Annotated in this window: 20 protein-coding genes; 9 read left to right on the top strand and 11 right to left on the bottom strand. The window is 71.0% G+C overall.

Annotation, left to right across the window (positions count from 1 at the left end; translation table 11 throughout):
- Nucleotides 1-22: 22 nt before the first annotated feature.
- Together FHR32_RS26705 and FHR32_RS26700 are read right to left on the bottom strand one after the other, a co-directional pair.
- Nucleotides 23-616 carry a hypothetical protein gene (locus FHR32_RS26705; protein WP_184757295.1) on the bottom strand — a complete coding sequence of 198 codons (594 nt, stop codon included), beginning with the start codon at nt 614-616 and terminating at the stop codon, nt 23-25.
- A gap of 104 nt (nt 617-720) precedes the next feature.
- Complete coding sequence (locus FHR32_RS26700; RefSeq protein ID WP_184757294.1) at nt 721-2,163, bottom strand: DHA2 family efflux MFS transporter permease subunit; 1,443 nt, start codon at nt 2,161-2,163, stop codon at nt 721-723.
- Nucleotides 2,164-2,242: 79 nt separating this feature from the next.
- Between FHR32_RS26700 and FHR32_RS26695 the strand changes: the two genes are divergently transcribed.
- Nucleotides 2,243-2,908, top strand: coding sequence for a TetR/AcrR family transcriptional regulator (locus tag FHR32_RS26695; protein WP_246467438.1), 666 nt, complete (start codon nt 2,243-2,245; stop codon nt 2,906-2,908).
- A 34-nt stretch (nt 2,909-2,942) separates the two neighbouring features.
- Here the strand turns inward: FHR32_RS26695 and FHR32_RS26690 are convergent, their stop codons facing one another.
- From FHR32_RS26690 to FHR32_RS26680, 3 genes are all read right to left on the bottom strand, one after another.
- Nucleotides 2,943-3,854 (bottom strand): threonine/serine dehydratase, encoded by a 912-nt coding sequence (locus tag FHR32_RS26690; protein WP_184757293.1) that lies wholly within the window; start codon nt 3,852-3,854, stop codon nt 2,943-2,945.
- Nucleotides 3,855-3,867: 13 nt separating this feature from the next.
- Nucleotides 3,868-4,029, bottom strand: coding sequence for a hypothetical protein (locus FHR32_RS26685; protein ID WP_221466223.1), 162 nt, complete (start codon nt 4,027-4,029; stop codon nt 3,868-3,870).
- Between the two features lie 173 nt (nt 4,030-4,202).
- Nucleotides 4,203-5,387 carry a trans-sulfuration enzyme family protein gene (locus FHR32_RS26680; RefSeq protein ID WP_184757292.1) on the bottom strand — a complete coding sequence of 395 codons (1,185 nt, stop codon included), beginning with the start codon at nt 5,385-5,387 and terminating at the stop codon, nt 4,203-4,205.
- A 229-nt stretch (nt 5,388-5,616) separates the two neighbouring features.
- Between FHR32_RS26680 and FHR32_RS26675 the strand changes: the two genes are divergently transcribed.
- The 4 genes from FHR32_RS26675 to FHR32_RS26660 are packed head-to-tail and all read left to right on the top strand — an operon-like array spanning nt 5,617 to nt 9,023.
- The gene (locus FHR32_RS26675) at nt 5,617-6,528 is read left to right on the top strand and encodes an ABC transporter ATP-binding protein (protein ID WP_184757291.1); all 912 of its coding nucleotides are present in this window, start codon (nt 5,617-5,619) and stop codon (nt 6,526-6,528) included.
- A gap of 2 nt (nt 6,529-6,530) precedes the next feature.
- Nucleotides 6,531-7,304: an ABC transporter permease gene (locus FHR32_RS26670; RefSeq protein WP_246467707.1), complete on the top strand. Its 774-nt coding sequence runs from the start codon at nt 6,531-6,533 to the stop codon at nt 7,302-7,304.
- Nucleotides 7,305-7,314: 10 nt separating this feature from the next.
- Nucleotides 7,315-8,421, top strand: coding sequence for a sensor histidine kinase (locus tag FHR32_RS46145; protein WP_184757289.1), 1,107 nt, complete (start codon nt 7,315-7,317; stop codon nt 8,419-8,421).
- The gene (locus FHR32_RS26660) at nt 8,418-9,023 is read left to right on the top strand and encodes a response regulator transcription factor (RefSeq protein ID WP_184757288.1); all 606 of its coding nucleotides are present in this window, start codon (nt 8,418-8,420) and stop codon (nt 9,021-9,023) included. Before FHR32_RS46145 ends, FHR32_RS26660 begins: the two co-directional genes overlap by 4 nt.
- A gap of 35 nt (nt 9,024-9,058) precedes the next feature.
- Here FHR32_RS26660 and FHR32_RS26655 read toward each other — a convergent pair whose 3' ends face one another.
- Nucleotides 9,059-9,805: an NIPSNAP family protein gene (locus FHR32_RS26655; protein ID WP_184757287.1), complete on the bottom strand. Its 747-nt coding sequence runs from the start codon at nt 9,803-9,805 to the stop codon at nt 9,059-9,061.
- 151 nt (nt 9,806-9,956) lie between these two features.
- Between FHR32_RS26655 and FHR32_RS26650 the strand changes: the two genes are divergently transcribed.
- Complete coding sequence (locus FHR32_RS26650) at nt 9,957-10,670, top strand: TetR/AcrR family transcriptional regulator (protein WP_184757286.1); 714 nt, start codon at nt 9,957-9,959, stop codon at nt 10,668-10,670.
- On the opposite strand, the gene npdG is transcribed toward FHR32_RS26650, so the two are convergent.
- A complete protein-coding gene (gene npdG, locus FHR32_RS26645) occupies nt 10,667-11,332 on the bottom strand; it encodes an NADPH-dependent F420 reductase (RefSeq protein WP_184757285.1) in 666 nt (221 codons plus the stop codon). The genes FHR32_RS26650 and npdG overlap by 4 nt on opposite strands.
- 125 nt (nt 11,333-11,457) lie before the next feature.
- On the opposite strand from npdG, the gene FHR32_RS26640 reads away from it, so the two are divergent.
- On the top strand, nt 11,458-12,036 hold the full coding sequence (locus FHR32_RS26640) for a hypothetical protein (protein WP_184757284.1): 579 nt from the start codon (nt 11,458-11,460) through the stop codon (nt 12,034-12,036).
- Here the strand turns inward: FHR32_RS26640 and FHR32_RS26635 are convergent.
- Nucleotides 12,026-12,973, bottom strand: coding sequence for a LysR family transcriptional regulator (locus FHR32_RS26635; RefSeq protein ID WP_184757283.1), 948 nt, complete (start codon nt 12,971-12,973; stop codon nt 12,026-12,028). The two genes, FHR32_RS26640 and FHR32_RS26635, sit on opposite strands and share 11 nt — an antisense overlap.
- Nucleotides 12,974-13,076: 103 nt before the next feature.
- Here FHR32_RS26635 and FHR32_RS44775 point away from each other — a divergent pair, with 103 nt between their 5' ends.
- Nucleotides 13,077-13,406: a CBU_0592 family membrane protein gene (locus tag FHR32_RS44775; RefSeq protein WP_312882712.1), complete on the top strand. Its 330-nt coding sequence runs from the start codon at nt 13,077-13,079 to the stop codon at nt 13,404-13,406.
- A gap of 193 nt (nt 13,407-13,599) precedes the next feature.
- Here FHR32_RS44775 and FHR32_RS26625 read toward each other — a convergent pair whose 3' ends face one another.
- Nucleotides 13,600-13,782 carry a hypothetical protein gene (locus FHR32_RS26625; RefSeq protein WP_184757282.1) on the bottom strand — a complete coding sequence of 61 codons (183 nt, stop codon included), beginning with the start codon at nt 13,780-13,782 and terminating at the stop codon, nt 13,600-13,602.
- A gap of 45 nt (nt 13,783-13,827) precedes the next feature.
- Between FHR32_RS26625 and map the strand changes: the two genes are divergently transcribed.
- Nucleotides 13,828-14,676 carry a type I methionyl aminopeptidase gene (gene map / locus FHR32_RS26620; RefSeq protein WP_221466222.1) on the top strand — a complete coding sequence of 283 codons (849 nt, stop codon included), beginning with the start codon at nt 13,828-13,830 and terminating at the stop codon, nt 14,674-14,676.
- Nucleotides 14,677-14,801: 125 nt separating this feature from the next.
- Here the strand turns inward: map and FHR32_RS26615 are convergent, their stop codons facing one another.
- Together FHR32_RS26615 and FHR32_RS26610 are read right to left on the bottom strand one after the other, a co-directional pair.
- Nucleotides 14,802-15,206 (bottom strand): sensor histidine kinase, encoded by a 405-nt coding sequence (locus FHR32_RS26615; RefSeq protein WP_184757280.1) that lies wholly within the window; start codon nt 15,204-15,206, stop codon nt 14,802-14,804.
- A 211-nt stretch (nt 15,207-15,417) separates the two neighbouring features.
- Nucleotides 15,418-17,445 carry a bifunctional copper resistance protein CopD/cytochrome c oxidase assembly protein gene (locus tag FHR32_RS26610; RefSeq protein WP_376773408.1) on the bottom strand — a complete coding sequence of 676 codons (2,028 nt, stop codon included), beginning with the start codon at nt 17,443-17,445 and terminating at the stop codon, nt 15,418-15,420.
- Nucleotide 17,446: the final 1 nt, after the last annotated feature.

The following is a 17,446-nucleotide window of genomic DNA, read 5'->3' as shown; positions in this document are numbered from 1 at the left end:
ACTCGTGGAGCCTGCAAAGGAGTCAGCACTCGCAGCCGTGTCGTAACCTGCCATGCGCGGGCTCTCCTTCCGGAGGATTCGTAGGACTTCGCACTCCCGAATCTAAAGAAGAAGAGCCCGCCCCGCCTACCGGTTCACGCCGTTCGACCAGCGCGAATATCCCCGGAGAGTCCTGCGTCAGCCACCCACGAGCCACCAGCCGCCGCAGCTTCCCCCGCAGCCCCTCCACCTTCGCGGCACTGTCCCCGAGCCCCAACGCCAGCGCGATCTGCTTGGCCCGCACCCCATGGCCCGCGTCCGTGATCACCTCCATCACGTCCCGATACGCTCGCGGCAACATCGAGACCTCCATCCCCGGTTCCCACTCGCGCACCGTGGTCACCCCGATCGGTGAGCCGTCCGGCCTCACCCGTGCGGGCTCGAGCTCCGCTCCCACCAGCCGAGCCGTCTCGCCCAGGATCTCCTCCGCCACCTCCCGAGCGATCACCACCCGAGACAGCTGCTCCTCCTCGGCCTCCAGCCGATGCTCCAGCCCAGCGATCTCTTCCCGGGTCTGCTCCACAGCACGGCGAGCCGCGGCCTCCCGCCGCGCCAGCTCCTCCAGAAACGAGCCCATCACGGCCACCTCTCGCACTCCCTACCGAAACGGTAGAAGACACGAGACAACCCCGCCAGCCCCCAACCCGTAAACCACCAGCTCAGAGGCTCCCTGCAGGCGAGCTACACCCAACGGGTTTTCCTCCCGGACATGGCGGGCTCTTCCGGTACGGCCGGCGGCTGAGGCCGGCCGGGCAGGAGCGGGATGGCGGCCAGGATGACCACGGTCATGGCGACGGCGAACCAGTAGATGCCGTGGAAGCCGGCCATGGCGTCGGCGGCGGTCTGCAGGATGAGGGTGACGACGGCGATGCCGATCGCGGCGCCGAGTTGGTTGAGCATGTAGAGCACAGAGCTGCCCTGCGCCACCAGCGGGGCGGGAAGCGTCCGGTACAGCGACCCCATCGTGGGCGCGCCGACGAAGCCCAGTCCCAGTCCCATGGTGAGGGAGGCCAGCACGGGCCACAGCTCAGGGGTCTCCGCGCCGATGCGGGTGAAGGCCAGCCCGCTGAGGAGGGCCACGGTCGCGCCACCGCTGGTCAGGCCGCGGGAGCCGAGCCGGTCCGACAGCCGTCCGGCCAGTGGCATGGCGATGGCGCCACCGAGGCCCACCGGTACCATCAGCAGTCCGGCGGCGAGCACGTCGTGCCCATGCATCTGCTGGTAGTACAGCGGCAGCGCGAACAGGGCGGAGAAGGTCGCCAGGCCGACGAGGGCCATGATGGTGACGCTCGCCGTGAACCCCCGGTTGGCGAACAGCCGCAGGTCGATCAGGGGCGGTGTGCGCCGGATGTGGGACGCGTGGACCGTGTAGCCGATCAGCAGCGCGGCGCCGGCGGCAAGCGGGATGAGTACCTGCCAGGTGGTGAACGCGGCATGCTCGGCCGCCTGTGACAGGGCCAGGACGAGAGCGGCGAAGCCCGGGCCGATCAGGGCCAGGCCGATGACGTCGAGCCGGACGTGATGCTGCTGCTCCGGTGGCGGGTCGGCGGGCACCACCCGCAGGGCGAGCAGGAGTGCGACGACGCCGACGAGCATGCTGAGCAGGAACATCCACCGCCATGGCAGGGCATGGAGGACGGCGCCGCCCACGATGGGCCCGAGGACCGGGCCGAGGGAGAGGACCAGGCCCATCAGGCCCATCACGCGTCCGGCGCGACGAGGGCCGGCGGCGCGGGCCAGCAGGATCAGGACGAGCGGGTCGAGGATGCCGGCGCCGACGCCCTGGACGACGCGGAAGACGATCAGGCTGCCGACGTCCCAGGCCAGTCCACAGGCGAACGAGCCGGCCAGGAACAGGGCGAGGCCGGACAGCCAGAGCCGTTTGCCGCCGAACCGGTCGACGGCCCAGGTGGTGAAGGGGATGGCGGCGGTGACGGCCAGCAGGAAGCCGGTGGAGGTCCAGCCGATCGTGCTCAACGAGGTGCTGAAGGCTCTGGCCAGGGTGTCGGTGGCGACAGCCACCATCGTGCTGTTGAGGATGCCCAGCAGTCCTCCGAGCAGGATCACGGCGATCAACCGCAACAGGGGCGAATCCAGGCGATCATCTGGAGCTGTTGAACTCATGAGTTCAATTTAGTTATCCATTTGGTTCTCGTGCAACCTCATCGTCCATCGATTTGAACCAAACAGTACAATCGAGCGTATGACCGGAGCTCGGACCATGACCGCCTCGCGCGGGCGCATCGACAAGCGGCAGGCGATCCTGGGTGCCGCGTTCACCGTGTTCGCCCGCGAGGGGTACTCCCAGGCGTGCGTGCAGGAGATCGCCGACGAGGCGGGCGTGGCCAAACCCACGGTGTACAACCACCTGACCGACAAGGCCACCATGTTCCGGCACGCGATGGCGGCCGCGGCACAGACCGCGCTGGACGAGAGACTGGCCGCGCTCGAGCCCCTTGTCGAGCCCGGCGAGGACCTGCGCGCGACATTGGAGGACGTGGGCCACCGCCTGCTCCGCTGCCACTGCGACGACCGCTCGTGCGCGCTGCGGCGACTGCTCTACGCGGAGATCACGAGATTCCCCGATGTGCTCGACCTCGTCAAGGAGTACGGAGCCCATCGCCTCAACGAGGCCCTGGCCGACCGGCTGGCCCGGCTCACGCTCGCCGGTCACCTGCGGGCCACCGACCCGGCCCGGGCGGCCGAACAGTTCGTGGCCCTGCTCACCGGCCCGATGGAGGCACGCTCCCAGATGGGCACCCGCCAGGTCGACGACGCCGAACTGCGGGCCGTGGCCCGTGCCGCCGTCCACACGTTCCTGCAGGCCTTCGGCGTGCGGCGCGCCGAAGGCGGTGAGAAGGCTCCATGACGGGTCTCTGTGACCCCTCAGAGCGCGGAACCGGTCAGACCAGTGTCGCCGGGTCGGTGTTGGCGCCGCAGACGACCACGGCCACCCGCTCCCCCGGTGCCGGGGTGTAGACGCCCGAGCGCAGGGCGGCGAAGGCCGCGGCTCCCGCGTGCTCGGCGGCGATCCGGTAGGACCGCCACATCTCCTGCCGGGCCTCGACGATGGCGTCGTCGGAGACCAGGACGCTCTGGACCCCCGCGGCCGCGGTGATGTCGTAGGCGATCGCGCCGATCTGGCTGGCGCCCAGGGCGTCGGCTCCCACCCCGCTGACCTCGACCCGCACCGGGCCTCCGGCCTCCAGTGCCCGGTTCAGGGTCGGGATCCGCTCGGGCTCGACGGCGACCACGTGTGCCCGGCCGTCGACGGCGGCGGTGATCCCGGCGACGAGCCCGCCGCCGCCGACCGCCACCAGGATCGTGTCCACTCCCCCGGTCTGCTCCAGCACCTCCAGCCCGACGGTGCCCTGCCCGGCGATCACCTCGGCCTGGTCGTAGGCGTGGATCACCAGGGCGCCGGTCTTGGCCGCCCGCTTGGCCGACGCCTCGTACGCCTCGGCGTAGATGGAACCGGTCTGGGTCACGTGCGCGCCCAGGGCTCGCAGTCCCGCGACCTTGACGGGGCTGGAGACCTCCGGCACGAAGATCTCCGCCCTGACCCCGAGGGTGCGCGCCACGTACGCCACCGCCAGGCCGTGGTTGCCGCCACTCGCCGCGATCACCCCCGCCTCGACGAGCTCCCCCGCGGCCAGCGCGCGGTTGAAGCCGCCCCGGGCCTTGAACGACCCGGAGTGCTGCAGCCCCTCCAGCTTCAGCACCAGCCCGGACGACACCTCCAGCACCGGAGTACGGCGGGCGTACCCGGTGATCCGTCCGGCGGCCTCGCGCACGTCCCCGACCGACACGCTCACGTCCGCTCCCCTTTCAGAAGGTGACCGTCCGGCCTTCCCGGCGGCCCTGCGCCGTAGTGTAGGAGACTCCGTGGACCTTGAGCCCGGCGGCGTCGAGCACGGTGATCGCTCCCCCGCCGTTGCCGAGCGCGAACGGAGCCGCGACGGCGAGCGTGAGCGTGGCGCCGGCGGCCATAGGCGGTGCCCGCCTGGTCGGTGAGGTGGATCTGGTAGTGCGGGGTGCCGGCGCCGCCCTCGCGCCGGCTGCCCACGGCCCGTCCGGCGAGAACCCCGTAGCTCTTCAGCGGCATTGCTCCGCCTTCCGAAAAGAACGACTTTCCGGACTACACAGTCGCATTCCGCGAAAAATCAGGAAAGCGCCTGGGCGAAATCTGCCCATAGATCCTCAATATGCTCGATGCCGACCGCGACCCGTACCGTCCCCTCACCGATCCCGTGCCGGGCGAGCTCCTCGGCTGTCAGCGAGCGGTGGGAGGTGGTCGCCGGATGCAGGATGAGCGTCTCCACACCGCCGAGCGACGGGGCCAGCAGCGCCAGCCGTACCGAGCTCATGAACCGCTCCCCCGCCTCACGCCCGCCGACCAGGTCGAAGGAGAAGACCCCGCCGAAGTCCGGCAGCAGCTTGGTGGCCAGCTCGTGCGAGGGGTGCGAGGGCAGGCCCGGCCAGTGCACGGCCGACACCGCCGGGTGATTGTCCAGGCGGATCGCCAGCTCGCGGGTGTTGAAGCAGTGACGCTCCATCCGCAGCGGCAGGGTCTGGATGCCCCGCAGGGTGAGCCAGGCGGCGAACGGGTCGGCCGTGGCCCCCAGCTCGACCGCGAAGTGCCACACCTTCCGGTAGAGCTCATCGGAGGCGAAGACCGCGATGCCGCCGAGCACGTCGGTGTGCCCGCTCAGATACTTGGTCGTGGAGTGGACGACGACGTCGGCGCCGTGCTCCAGCGGGCGGCACAGGATCGGCGAGGCGAACGTGTTGTCCACCACCGAGACCAGCCCCGCCTCGCGGGCCGCCGCGCACATCCCCGGCAGGTCGGCGACCTGGGTGACCGGGTTGGCGATGGTCTCCAGGTAGACCAGCCTGGTCTGGGGCCGTACGGCCGCGCGCAGCGCCGCCGGGTCGTCCTCGGGCACGTAGGAGACCGCGATCTGGAACCGCCCGGCCAGATCGTTGATCATCGTTGCGGTGCCGCCGTAGAGCGGCTTCTGCGCGATCAGGTGGTCGCCGGGCTTGAGCAGGCCGAGCAGCACCGAGTTGATGGCTCCCATGCCCGAGCCGGTGGCGACGGCGCCCACGCCGCCCTCCAATCCGGCGACGGCCTCTTCCAGCGAGCGGACGGTGGGGTTCGACAGCCGCCCGTAGACGAAGGCACCGTCGGGACGGCCCATCCCGTCGGCGAAGACGGCCGGGTCGTCGAAGACGAAGCCCGAGGTCTGGTACAGCGGCACCGCGATGGGACGGCTGCCGTCGAGCTGCGGCTGGGGAAGGTGGACGGTGCGGGTCTCCGGACGGAGTTCACTGGGCTCGCTGGGCATGAGAACCGAGTCTAGCCACCGCCTCCGCGCGGGCGGAGGGCGGAGGGCGGAGCGGTCATCGCCGGGTCACGGAAAAGTCCAGGTGAGGCGGTATCCCTCCGGCCGGTTTCACGGCGACCGCACGGAAGGTCCGCGTCGCGTGACCCCCGGGGGCCCGCGGCGGGCCGTCCGGTCGCACTCGTGAATTTCTCACTGTCGCCGGACGCGGCCGCTCTCCAGGATCGAGGACATGACAGCGATTCAGGTGGCGGGGCTCGCGAAGAGCTACGGAGACTTCGCGGCCGTCAAGGGAGTATCGTTCGGCGTCCCCCAGGGTGAGATCTTCGCCCTGCTCGGGCGGAACGGCGCCGGGAAGACCACGACGGTGGAGGTGCTGGCGGGCTTCCAGGCCCCGGATGAGGGAACGGTGCGCGTGCTCGGCCTCGATCCGGTCAGGGACCGGGCCGAGGTGCGGGCCCGCACCGGGATCATGCTCCAGGAGGCGGGGTTCTTCCCCGACCTGACCGTGGCGCAGACCGTGGACGCCTGGCGGGACTTCGTCGCCGCCCCCCGGCCCCGCGCCGAGGCCCTGGAGCTGGTCGGGCTGGAAGCCAGGGCGGCCACGAAGGTGCGCCAGCTGTCCGGCGGGGAGAGGCGCCGCCTGGATCTGGCCCTGGCGACCCTGAGCCGGCCCGACGTGCTCTTCCTGGACGAGCCCACCACCGGGATGGACCCCGAAGCGCGCCAGAACACCTGGGAGGTCATCCGGGGCCTCGCCGGGCAGGGCACCACGGTCCTGCTCACCACGCACTACCTGGAGGAGGCCCAGCGGCTGGCCTCCAGCATGGCGATCATGGACCGTGGGCTGATCATCGCAAGCGGCGGCATGGCCGAGACCCTGGCCGCCCAGACCGGCCGGGTCGCCTTCGAGCTGCCCGCCTCCGTCACCCCGGAGGAGCTGCCGGTGCCCGTCGCGACGGTGGAGGGCCGCACCGCCGTCTGCCGCGTCGCCGATCCCGACCTCGCCGCGCAGACCCTGCTGAGCTGGGCGGGCGAGCGCGGCCTGCGCCTGCGCGGCCTGGAGGTCCGTACGGCGACGCTCGAAGACCTGTTCCTGGACCTCGCCGCCGGCGAGAAGAGCGAGAAGAAGGAGGTGGCGTGAGCATGTCGGCACGCGATCTGGCGGTGGTGACCCGCTTCAACGGCCGCCTGTTCTGGCGGGACCGCACCGCGCTGACCACGTCCGTGGCGCTGTTTTTGGGCCTGGGCATCGGGCTGCCGCTCATGATGGACAGGCTCGGCGCCGGCGGCAACCCGCGGATGGTGCTGGACCAGCACCTGGGGATCCTCGCGACGGTGCTGGTCATCGCGACCTTCACCCAGATCGCGACCACCCTCACCGCTCGCCGCGACCAGCTCGTCCTGAAGCGGCTGCGCACGACCGGGCTGAGCGACCGCGCCATCCTCGGCGGGGAGATGGGCAATCTCGTCCTGCAGAGCACGCTGCTGGCCCTGGTGACCTCGGTGGCGCTGTACGTGCTGACGAGCCTGGCCGTCCCCCGGAACCCGGCGCTGTTCCTGGTGGCCGTGGTCGCGGGAGCCGCCGTCCTGTGCCTGCTCGGCGCGGCGTTCACCGCGATCGTCCCGCGCACCGAGCTGGCGGCCGTCATGGCCATGCCGTTCTTCCTGCTGGCCGGTTTCGGCGGGGGAGCCATGGGCCCGATCTTGGAGATACTCCCCGGCTGGGTCGGCACGGTGCTCGGCCTCCTGCCCACCGGCCCCGTCGTCGAGATGGCCCGGACGGCCTACGCGGCGGACGGCACCCTCGCCGGTGACCTGCGGGCGGCGGCCGTACCGGCGCTGCAACTGGCCGTCTGGGCGGCGATCGGGCTCTTCGCGCTCACGCGCTGGTTTCGCTGGGAGACCAGGAAGTCATAAGTTCACTGACATGCGGACAAACCCCCAGCGTCTGACCGTGGGCATCGTCTACACCATCTCGATCGGTTTCACCGCCAGCATGCTCACCGTCGCCAGGACCCCGATGGAGACCGCGATACTGGCCGCCGCCTCGATCGCCTTCCTGGTCCCGCACCACCTGCAGATACGGGCGGCGCTGCGCGGCGGGGAGCAGCGCGGCGTCCCGGTCGCCCTGATCGTCCAGGCGGTGGCCACCTACGCGCCGATCCCCTACCTGGCGTCGCTGTGGATCGTCCTCGGTTACAACTGGGCGACGACCATGCCGACGATCCTGTCGGGGGCGGTGCTCGTCAGGCTGCGACCGAGGTTCGCGGTCCCCATCGCGGCCGCGATCGGCGCGTTCTCCTTCTGGCTGGGTATCAGCCTGCCCCCTCCGTACGGGAGCCTGACGGTGGCCGCCTACAACCTGATCACGGTCGTGGTGACGGGCGGGGTGACCTACGCGGCGGTCCGGCTGGTCGTCGTCAGCAGGGAGCTGGAGCAGGCCAGGACGGAGCTCGCGGAGGCCGCGGTGCTGCGGGAGCGGCTGCGGATCTCCCGCGACCTGCACGACGGGCTGGGCAGCAGCCTGACCGCCGTCGCCCTCAAGGGCGACCTCGCCCGCAGGCTGGTCGAGCGCGACCCCGAGGCGGCGCGGGCGGAGCTGGCCGAGCTGGTCCACGTGGCCAGGGACGCCGCCCAGGATGTGCGGCAGGTCGCGCGTGGCTACCGGGAGATGTCGCTGGCCGAAGAGGTGCACCGGGCGGTCGCGCTGCTGGAGGCCTCGGGGGTGAGCTGCCAGACCAATCTCGCCGACCTCCGGGTCTCCCGGCCGGTCGACGAGGCACTGGCCTGGGCGGTGCGCGAGGGGACCACCAACGTGGTACGGCACAGCCACGCGACGACCTGCTCGATCAGCACCTCCGTCGGGGTGGGCACCGTACGGCTGGAGCTGGTCAACGACCGGGCCCGTAAGGGCTCGGCGGACGGCAACGGCCTGACCGGCCTGCGGGAGCGCGTCGGCGGGCTGGGCGGCTCGGTCAGTGCGGAGCGGACCGGGAGCGGCGGGTTCCGGCTCGTCACGGAGGTGCCGGCGTGATCCGCGTGCTGCTCGCCGAGGACATGCACATGATCAGGGCGGCGCTCGGCGCGCTGCTGCGGCTGGAGTCCGACATCGAGCTGGTCGCCGAGGTCGTCCGCGGCGACGAGATCGTCCCCGCGGCCCTGCGGACCCGGCCGGACGTGGCGGTGCTGGACATCGACCTGCCCGGTGTCGACGGCATCACCGCCTCGGTGGAGCTGCGGGAGCGGCTGCCGGACTGCCGGGTGCTGATCCTCACCGCGATGGGCCAGCCGGGCCAGGTGCGCCGGGCTCTGGCGGAGGGCATCCAGGCGTTCCTGGTCAAGGACGCTCCCGGCGACCACCTGGCGGACGCGATCCGGCGCACCGCCCGGGGACTGCGGGTGCTGGATCCCGAGCTGGTCGCCACGGCCATCGAGTACGGGGCGAGCCCGCTGACGCCCCGCGAGGCCACCGTGCTGCGGGAGGCCGCGAAGGGCGCCCCGGCGGAGGAGATCGCCGGACGGCTGCACCTGTCCACCGGGACGGTGCGCAACTATCTCACCAGCGCCATCACCAAGACCGGCGCCCGCAACAAGATCGACGCCGTCCGGATCGCCGAGGACGTGGGCTGGATCTAGGCGTACCGGGTCGTCCGGGCCATGATGGATCGAGCTCAGCGCAGGCGCGATGTCGCGGTGGGGACCAGCCGGAGCCGCTGCGGCTCGGCGTTCAGACGTTTGATCAGCTCGGGCGCCACCTGGCCCGTCCACTCGCCGGACCCGGCCAGCAGGTCGGTGTGCTCGCGATGCGCCTCGGGGCCGGCGAAGGAGGAGAACCAGACGAAGGCGTTCTCACCGGTCCGCACCGGCAGCTTGGGGTAGGCGTTCTCGGCCGGCTCGGTCACGAGGCATCCGAGGGGCTCGGCCCCCGTGCTCGCCATGAGTGGCGTCATCCGGGACGCGAAGAACGTCGTGAAGTCCTCGTCCACGGGCCCGTCGAGGTAGTAGATCGTCACCACCACCAGTGAGCGAGCGGGGCCGTGCGCCGTCGCGCGGAAGCCGGACCGGGCGTTGACCGGGCGCAGGAGCAGGACGTCGTCGGAGTCGACCATCGTGGCGTTGGCCTCGTCCCGGTGGGCCTTCCATACGAGGCTCTCCTCGTAGAAGGCCCTGAGGGCGGCGGCCCGGGACTCCATTCCGCTGAAGCCCCGCATCCAGACGAAGCGATCGGGGTCGTCCAGATCGCGGAACTCCCCGAGGACGTGCATCCCCACGGCCTCCAGACCTTCGCGGAAGTGCCGGTCGAACAGGTCGATCAGCACCTCCCGTCCACCGGGCTGAAGGGTGTACTGCCGCAGCTCGACCACGGAACAGCAGTCCACGGCGGGCGATCCGGTTCCGGCCACCGGGGGGTGATCCATGACGCCTCCTACGAAGGGATGACCTGATATGAGAGGTGACTGTACGGACCGGTTGGTACATTTTCAACCTCACGGATCACTTGCCATCGGCCGATCTCCGGCCGTGAGGCATCAGTCGATCGCAAAACGTACGGATCGGTACACTCTTCGAATGACCCTCACCAAGCCACCCACCGAGCGGGGCCGCAGGACCTGGGAGAAGATCGTCGTGGCGGCGGCCGAGCTGTTTCGGAGTGGCGGTGTCCGGGCCACGAGCATCGAGGACGTCCTGGTCAGGTCAGGCTGCGGCAAGAGCCAGCTTTATCACCACTTCTCCGGGAAGGCTGACCTCGTCACCGCCGTCCTGGAGTATCAGCTGGACCGCTTCCTCGCGGGTCAGAAGCCTTTCCTGGACGAGCTGGACAGCTGGCCCGGGATCCGCCGCTGGCTGGACGAGCTCCCCTCGGAGTTCAGCGATGCCCCCGACGTGATCGCGGCCTGTCCCATCGGCGCGCTCGCCGCCGAGCTGGCCGGGACCGACGAGCAGGTACGGCAGGCACTCGCGGAGGCCTTCGACCGGTGGACCGGCCACCTGGCCGCCGGCCTCACGGCGATGCGGGATCGCGGCGAGCTCACCGCGGAAGCCGATCCGGTACGGCTGGCCAGAATGACGATCGCCACCCTGCAGGGCGGTCTGCTCCTGGCCAGGACCTACCGCGACGCCGACCTCGTCCACAGCACCCTGGAGGCCGCCTACGCGGGACTACGCTCCCACGCCCGCGGCCAGGGGCCGTCTTCAGCGGAGGAGCCGTCATCGACCGCGGCTCTTCGGGGTGACGGCCTCGGCGATCGTGCGGACGTGGGTGAACCGGGAGCGGAACGCTAGACGTCGGTGACGCGGAACCCGGCGTGGGCCTTGTAACGGCGGTTGATCGAGATGAGGTTCGCGGTCAGCGCCTCGACCTGGTGGGCGTTGCGCAGGCGGCCGCCGTATATGCCGCGGGCACCCGGGATCCGGCCCGCGAGCGCCTGAACCGTTTCGGTGGCCTCGCGATCGTCGCCCAGGACCAGCACGTCCAAGGCGATCTCGGCGACCTCGGGGTCCAGCAGCAGGACGGCCGAGACGTGGTGGAAGGCGGCGACCACCCGGCTGTCCGGAAGGACCGCGGCGGCCTGCTGGGCGGCGCTGCCCTCCTCGACGGCCAGCGCGTAGGCGCCCTGCTTGTCGAAGCCCAGCGGGTTGACGCAGTCAACGACGATCTTGCCGGCCAGCTCGGCCCGCAGGGACTCCAGGGTGGACCTGTGCCCCTCCCAGGGGATGGCGACGATCACCACGTCGGCCTCGGCGGCCACGGCCGCGTTCTCGGCGCCACGCGCGGACGGCCCGATGCTCTCCGCCGCCTCCCGGGCGCGCCCGGCGTTGCGTGAACCGATCAGGACGGTGTGTCCTGCCAGGGCGAACCGCCTGGCCAGGCCCTTGCCCTGATCTCCGGTGCCGCCCAGGATCCCGATCGAGATCCCGCTCACATCCAGGCTGTCAGTGCTCACTCGTCGCTCCTTGTCGTTCCCGGCCTGTCAGCGCCAGGCTCATCCGGCCGCAGGCCATGGATCAGATCATGCCAGGACGCGTGTTCCCAGGACCATTCAGGGGCGGCTGGGGCACCATGGAGCGCATGGACGCTCGGTCGGTGGCACTCCTGCGCGAGGTTCTCGACTCCACCGGCTGGGTGGAACGCACCCGCGAGCTCGGTCTCGCGCTGCGCGCGACCCGGTCCGCGGGAGGTCTGCTGATGGTGGGCTCCCCCGCGGACGAGCCCTGGCACCTGACCGCGCACCTCGGCGACGAGGCCAGACTGGCCGGGCTGCCCCAGCTCGCCCCGACGCTGGTCCGCTGGGCGCCCGCCGCGGACGCGCCCGCGCACCTGCGGGTCGGGATGGAGCGGCTCGAACGGGCCCGCCGGGGCGAGACGCTGTTCGTGGTGACCGAACAGCAGGTCCCCGATTCCCTGCTGGAACGGGTGGACGACGCCCGGCGCACCGGGGCCACGATCCTGGCGCTGGACGGCGGCGATCGCCGGCTGGAGGGCCTGGCCCACGACGCGCTGACGATCACCGGCCAGGCCCCGATCACCTTCGACGGGGCCCAGCACCTGGTCAGCATGGCGGCGGGCGAGACGGACCGGCGCCTGGGCCTGCGCGACCGGCTGGCCAGGCTGCTGGAGCGGGTCAGCGGCCCCCGGGTCACCGACTGACCCCTTCCCGGTGCTCCCCGAGCCGCGCCGCGAGGCCCTCGGCGGCCTCCCTGAGCGCGGCGATGACCACGGCCTGAACCGGGCCTGGCTCTCCCGAGCGGGTGCGGCTGACGCGGGTGACGGCGTCCAGACGCCGGGCGCCCACCCCGGTGATGCCGGTGACCACGACCTCGCCGGCCGGGACCTCCAGCAGGGCCAGCGACGGCACGATCGCCACCCCGTGCCCCGCCGCGACCAGAGCGAGGGCGGGCGGGAACTCCTCGATCACGTGGGCCCGGTGCGGGGTGAAGCCGTGCAGGGTGGCCAGCCGGTCCAGCGCGTGCCCACAGGCCTGGTCGGCCGGTCCCGCCACCCAGGGCACCCCGCCCAGCTCCGCGGCCTCACGCGGGATCCGGGTCCAGCTCGGCGGCGCCACGATGCGATATTCGTCCACGTGAAGGGGGTGGAGGACGGTCGAGGACCGCGCGGGGACGGGTTTGTCGGCATCCTGCTCGGTGATGGCCAGATCGATGCCACCGAGACGGAGCTCCTGCAGTGCGGGCGGGCCGTACAGCTCCCGGATGTGGGGCCTGATCTGTGGGTGGCGTTCGGCCAGCGTGCCCAGCGCGGGAACCAGCAGGTGCCGGATGGCCGTGGGGAACGCCGCGATCGTCACCGGCCCGGCCAGCAGCTCGGCGAACCGGGTCAGCTCCCGTTTCGCCTCGGCCAGCTCCTCCTCGATCCGCTCGGCGTATCCGGCGAGGACCCGGCCGACCGGGGTGAGCGCCACCCTGCGCTGCGACCGGTCGACGAGGGCGAGGCCGACCTCCCGCTCCAGGAGGGCGAGCTGCTGAGAGACCGCCGAGGCGGTCAGGTGCAGCGCCTCGGCCGCGCGCATGACGCCACCGCGCCGTGCCACCTCGTGCAGTATCCGCAGCCGCCGAGGATCGATATCCATAAAGCTAAGCTTACGTTGACATTAAGAAGACTTTACTTGCTCTTTAGAAAAGAGAGCCAGGATCATTGGGACATGCCCACCTCCGCACCCGGCGTGTGATCCGGTGCTCCTCCTTCTCAACGCGCTCGGCTGGATCGGCGCCGGCGTCATGCTGTACGGCTACGCCATGGTCTCAACCTCCCGGATGGCCGGGGACGGCATGCCGTACCAGGTCCTCAATCTCGTCGGGTCGATCGCCCTGATGATCAACTCGGCCTACCACGGAGAGCGTCCCGCGCACACGCTCCTGCTCGGTGCGGGCATCCCGATCGTGGAGCACATGACCGGCCCGGCGGCGCTCCCCGACACGGGATTCCGCTTCCACGCCGCCCCGCCGATGGTCGTGGGCATGGGTACCTTCCCTGTCCGCGCCTACGCGGTCGTGGACGGATAGGACCTCTCAGGCCTTCCGCCCCCTCCCGGGACAGGGCGTGGTCGTGCCGCCCCGGCCTGGCATGCCTGCGAGAGCCTGCTCGGCGACGGGTCCCCCCGGGCCTGAGGCGCTCTCCGGGATCGGCGGTCACGACACCCGGCCCTTCCCCGGCATGAGACATCAGTCACCCGGCCGGACCTCCGGGGAGAGCCTTCTAGTCGTCCCCGTCCCAGGACTTGTCCTCCTCCTTCCACGCCTCGTTACGGTCGGCCGCGGTCTTCAGCGCGTTGGCCGCGGCCTGCCGGGTCTCGTAGGGCCCCATCCGGTCCTTGTTGGGGCAGCCCTCGTCGGGCTCGACCGCCATGTGCGTGAGACAGAACCACCATCGATCACTCATGACGGCAATACTGCCCACTGAGAACCGCAACTAGACTGAGTGACCATGACGACACTGCTCCAGCCCGGGCGGATCTCGCCCCTCCGCAAGGTCCCCGCCGGCATCGAGCGGCCGGAGTATGTCGGGAAGAAATCGCCGAAGACCGGTGAGCCCGACGTCAAGACGCCCGAGATCATCGAGCGGATGCGGGTCGCGGGCAAGCTGGCCGGCCAGGCGCTCGAAGAGGTCGGCAGGCACGTGGCCCCCGGCGTCACCACCGACGAGCTCGACCGGATCGGCCACGAGTTCCTCTGCGACCACGGGGCCTACCCCAGCACGCTCGGCTACCGGGGCTATCCCAAGTCGCTGTGCACCTCGATCAACGAGGTGATCTGCCATGGCATCCCGGACGACACGGTGCTGCGCGACGGCGACATCGTCAACGTCGACATCACCGCCTTCATCGGCGGCGTGCACGGCGACACCGACGCCACCTTCCTGGTCGGCGACGTGGACGAGGAGTCCCGCCTGCTGGTCGAGCGCACCCTCGAGGCCACCAACCGGGCCATCAAAGCCGTCGCCCCCGGCCGTCAGCTCAATGTGGTCGGCCGCATCATCGAGGCCTACGCCAAACGGTTCGGCTACGGCGTGGTCCGTGACTTCACCGGCCACGGCATCGGCACCACGTTCCACTCCGGCCTGATCGTCCCGCACTACGACGACCCGGCGCTGGCCGTCACGCTGGAGCCCGGCATGACGTTCACCATCGAGCCCATGCTGACCTTGGGCACCATCGACTACGACATCTGGCCCGACCACTGGACCGCGGTGACCAAGGACCGCAAGCGGACCGCCCAGTTCGAGCACACCATCCTGGTCACCGACACCGGCCACGAGGTCCTGACGCTCCCCTAGCGACCCACCGCCGAACGGGCGTCACCCGCCGGACGCCCTTCTGGCAAGGTCACAGGAGGGGTCACCGGGCGGCCTGCGGTCCGGTCATCGCGCCGTCCATGAGTTCCAGCCGTTCCCGGCTCCGCCTAGAACCTGCCGCCCCGCCGGGACGCCGCCCCTGTGACGGTGGTGCCCTCCCCCTCGACACCGTTGACGGTGAGCGTGCCCCGGAGGTCGGCGAAGTGGTCCTGCATGGCGATGACACCCCTGCCGGTGGCCGGGCCGGAGAAGCCGACGCCGTCGTCACTGACCGTCATGCGCAGCCCGTTGTCGCTCAGCGTCACCGCGATGGAGACGACATTGGCGTGGCTGTGCCGCTCGACGTTGGCGAGCGCCTCGCCCAGCGTGGCCAGCACGGCCCGGGCAACCCTGGGAGGGGCGTCACCGCCGGGCAACGCCCAGATCTCGACCACGATTCCGGTGCGCTCCGCCCACCGGGAGAGTTGCTCCTCAAGATCCTGGGCGAGACTACCGCTCCGCCTCCCACGCATGCGCACTTCCTCGGACACTGCTCGACCTTTCCCATGCACATGGGAGCCGTCGGCCCCCCGGACTCAGCGTGTGGCTGGTGCGGATGACCAGGTGTGGCGCGCAACGATCAGATGCCGCACCCACTTACGGTGATGTCCAAACCCCCCACCAGCCAGCCTACCGGAGGGGTCGAAAAGGGGGGATAAAGATGATAATCCCGCACCTGCTCGGCTACTCGGCGCGGTCCCGCTTGTTGAGCTTGGCCAGATAGTCGTTGTAGGCGTCGAGCTGCACGTCACCGGTGCCGCCGGTGAGGGCAGCGGCGGCGTCGGCGCGGCGGTCCGCCCGGCGAGCCTTGCGATCGTCGTCCTGCCACCACTGAAAGGCCAGCGCGAGCAGCACGATCAGCGTCGGGACCTCGCCGAACCCCCAGGCGATGGCGCCGCCGGTCTGCTGGTCGGCGACCGAGGAGACGCCCCAGGTACGGCCGAGCTGGTCGTACCACTCGCTGGCCAGCACCGTGCCCATGCTCATCAGCGCGATGCCGAAGAACGCGTGGAAGGGCATCGTGACGAACAGGACCATCAACCGGGCCACGTGGGGCAGCTTGTGGGGCGCCGGGTCCACACCGATGATCACCCAGAAGAACAGGGAGCCGCTGAGCAGGAAGTGCACCGTCATGGCGATGTGGCCGAGATGCTCCTCCATCGCGGCGGCGAACAACGGGGTGAAGTACAGCGCGTAGGTGGAGACGATGAAGATCGCGGTGGCGATCGCCGGATGGGATACGAAAGCGACGAACCGGCTGTGCAGGATCGTGGTCAGCCACTCACGGGGCCCCCTGTCCCCCCGGCGGGCGGCGGGCTTGAGCGCGCGCAGCGCGAGCGTCACGGGGGCGCCGAGCACCAGGAAGATCGGCACCAGCATGGAGAGCGTCATGTGCTCGGCCATGTGCACGCTGAACAGCACCTTGGCGTAGCGGGCGACGCCGCTCTGGGTGGCGATGGTCAGGATCAGCACACCGGTGAACCATGCCGCGGTGCGCCCCTTGGACCAGGAGTCGCCGCGCCGTGCGAGCCGTACGACTCCGGCCAGGTAGAGCCCGCCGAGCACGGCGATCAGCGTGCCGGAGAACAGGTCGAACCACCACAGGGTGGCCAGACCCCCCGGCGAGATCTCCGGCGGCATGGAGTAGCCGAGCAGTTCGAAGGCCCGGTCGGCGGGGAGGACCGCCTCGGGCGGGGCGGTGCGGGAGAGGGCGACGGCCAGACCGACGGTCGCCAGCATGACGATGATCTCGCAGGAGGCGAACCGGACGAAGGCACCCGGCCCGCCGGCGGCGAGCCGCGGCAGGGTCCGCTTCCTGTGCCACCAGCCGATGGCGCCGAGCCCCGCGAACGCGGCGGTCTTGGCCAGCAGCAGCACACCGTAGGCGGAGGTGAAGAGCTCCGACACCGAGGTCAGCCGGGCGACGACGCTGAACAGCCCTGAGAGGCCGACGGCGACGAAGCACCACAGTGCCATCGCGGAGAACCGGGTGGCGGCGGACTCCAGCTGCGGCTGCCGGCGCAGCGCGTGGAAACACAGGACGGCGAGCCCGCCCACCCAGAGCGCGAGGACCATCAGGTGGATGGCGACGCCGGTGGTGGCCAGGTCGTGGTTGGGCGAGGAGGAGGAGTGCCCGGTCAGCGCGGGAGGCAGCAGGGTCGCCAGGGCGAGCACGAGCAGGCCGCCGGCCGCGCCGACGGTGATCGCTCCCCGGGCGAACAGCGCGATCGCCACCCCGAACAGCACGACCAGAGTCAGCGCGATGCCCTGGGACACCTGGCTGGCGAAGCTGGTGAGCTCGTCACCGCCGAGCACGTCGGCGACGGGCAGGCCGAGCACCTCCGACAGGCTGAACACCATCGTCGCGGCCGCCGCCACGGCCCAGGCGAGGGCGGCCCACGAAGCGGCCCTGACGTAGGCGAGGGCGGGCTTGCCGAGCAGGCCCTTGTCGCTGGGGAGGAAGACCGCGGCGGCCAGCAGCGCGCCCACGGTGAACACGCCCGCCACGTCCATCGCCAGCTTGGACAGCGGCAGTCCCCAGCGGGTGAACGTGCCCTCGTCGGGCAGACCGGGGATGATGCGCGGGAACGCGGCGCCTCCGGCGATCATGGCGACCACCAGGGCGGCCACGGCCGCGACCGCGGCCGCGAGCGCGATCTTCAACGTCCGGCCGTTCCCCGTCCGCGCCTCCTGGGCGACCGGCTCCTGGATG

Source organism: Streptosporangium album (assembly GCF_014203795.1).
GTDB classification, from domain to species: Bacteria; Actinomycetota; Actinomycetes; order Streptosporangiales; family Streptosporangiaceae; genus Streptosporangium; species Streptosporangium album.
Note: the sequence above shows the minus strand (reverse complement) of the source record. Positions and strands in the feature narration are given on the sequence as shown.

Coding starts and splice junctions, on each gene's coding strand:
- FHR32_RS26705 (WP_184757295.1), bottom strand. CDS start 616: ATGGGCTCGTTTCTGGAGGAGCTGGCGCGGCGGGAGGCCGCGGCTCGC.
- FHR32_RS26700 (WP_184757294.1), bottom strand. CDS start 2,163: ATGAGTTCAACAGCTCCAGATGATCGCCTGGATTCGCCCCTGTTGCGG.
- FHR32_RS26695 (WP_246467438.1), top strand. CDS start 2,243: ATGACCGGAGCTCGGACCATGACCGCCTCGCGCGGGCGCATCGACAAG.
- FHR32_RS26685 (WP_221466223.1), bottom strand. CDS start 4,029: ATGGCCGCCGGCGCCACGCTCACGCTCGCCGTCGCGGCTCCGTTCGCG.
- FHR32_RS26680 (WP_184757292.1), bottom strand. CDS start 5,387: ATGCCCAGCGAGCCCAGTGAACTCCGTCCGGAGACCCGCACCGTCCAC.
- FHR32_RS26675 (WP_184757291.1), top strand. CDS start 5,617: ATGACAGCGATTCAGGTGGCGGGGCTCGCGAAGAGCTACGGAGACTTC.
- FHR32_RS26670 (WP_246467707.1), top strand. CDS start 6,531: ATGTCGGCACGCGATCTGGCGGTGGTGACCCGCTTCAACGGCCGCCTG.
- FHR32_RS46145 (WP_184757289.1), top strand. CDS start 7,315: ATGCGGACAAACCCCCAGCGTCTGACCGTGGGCATCGTCTACACCATC.
- FHR32_RS26655 (WP_184757287.1), bottom strand. CDS start 9,805: ATGGATCACCCCCCGGTGGCCGGAACCGGATCGCCCGCCGTGGACTGC.
- FHR32_RS26650 (WP_184757286.1), top strand. CDS start 9,957: ATGACCCTCACCAAGCCACCCACCGAGCGGGGCCGCAGGACCTGGGAG.
- FHR32_RS26640 (WP_184757284.1), top strand. CDS start 11,458: ATGGACGCTCGGTCGGTGGCACTCCTGCGCGAGGTTCTCGACTCCACC.
- FHR32_RS26635 (WP_184757283.1), bottom strand. CDS start 12,973: ATGGATATCGATCCTCGGCGGCTGCGGATACTGCACGAGGTGGCACGG.
- FHR32_RS26625 (WP_184757282.1), bottom strand. CDS start 13,782: ATGAGTGATCGATGGTGGTTCTGTCTCACGCACATGGCGGTCGAGCCC.
- map (WP_221466222.1), top strand. CDS start 13,828: ATGACGACACTGCTCCAGCCCGGGCGGATCTCGCCCCTCCGCAAGGTC.
- FHR32_RS26615 (WP_184757280.1), bottom strand. CDS start 15,206: ATGCGTGGGAGGCGGAGCGGTAGTCTCGCCCAGGATCTTGAGGAGCAA.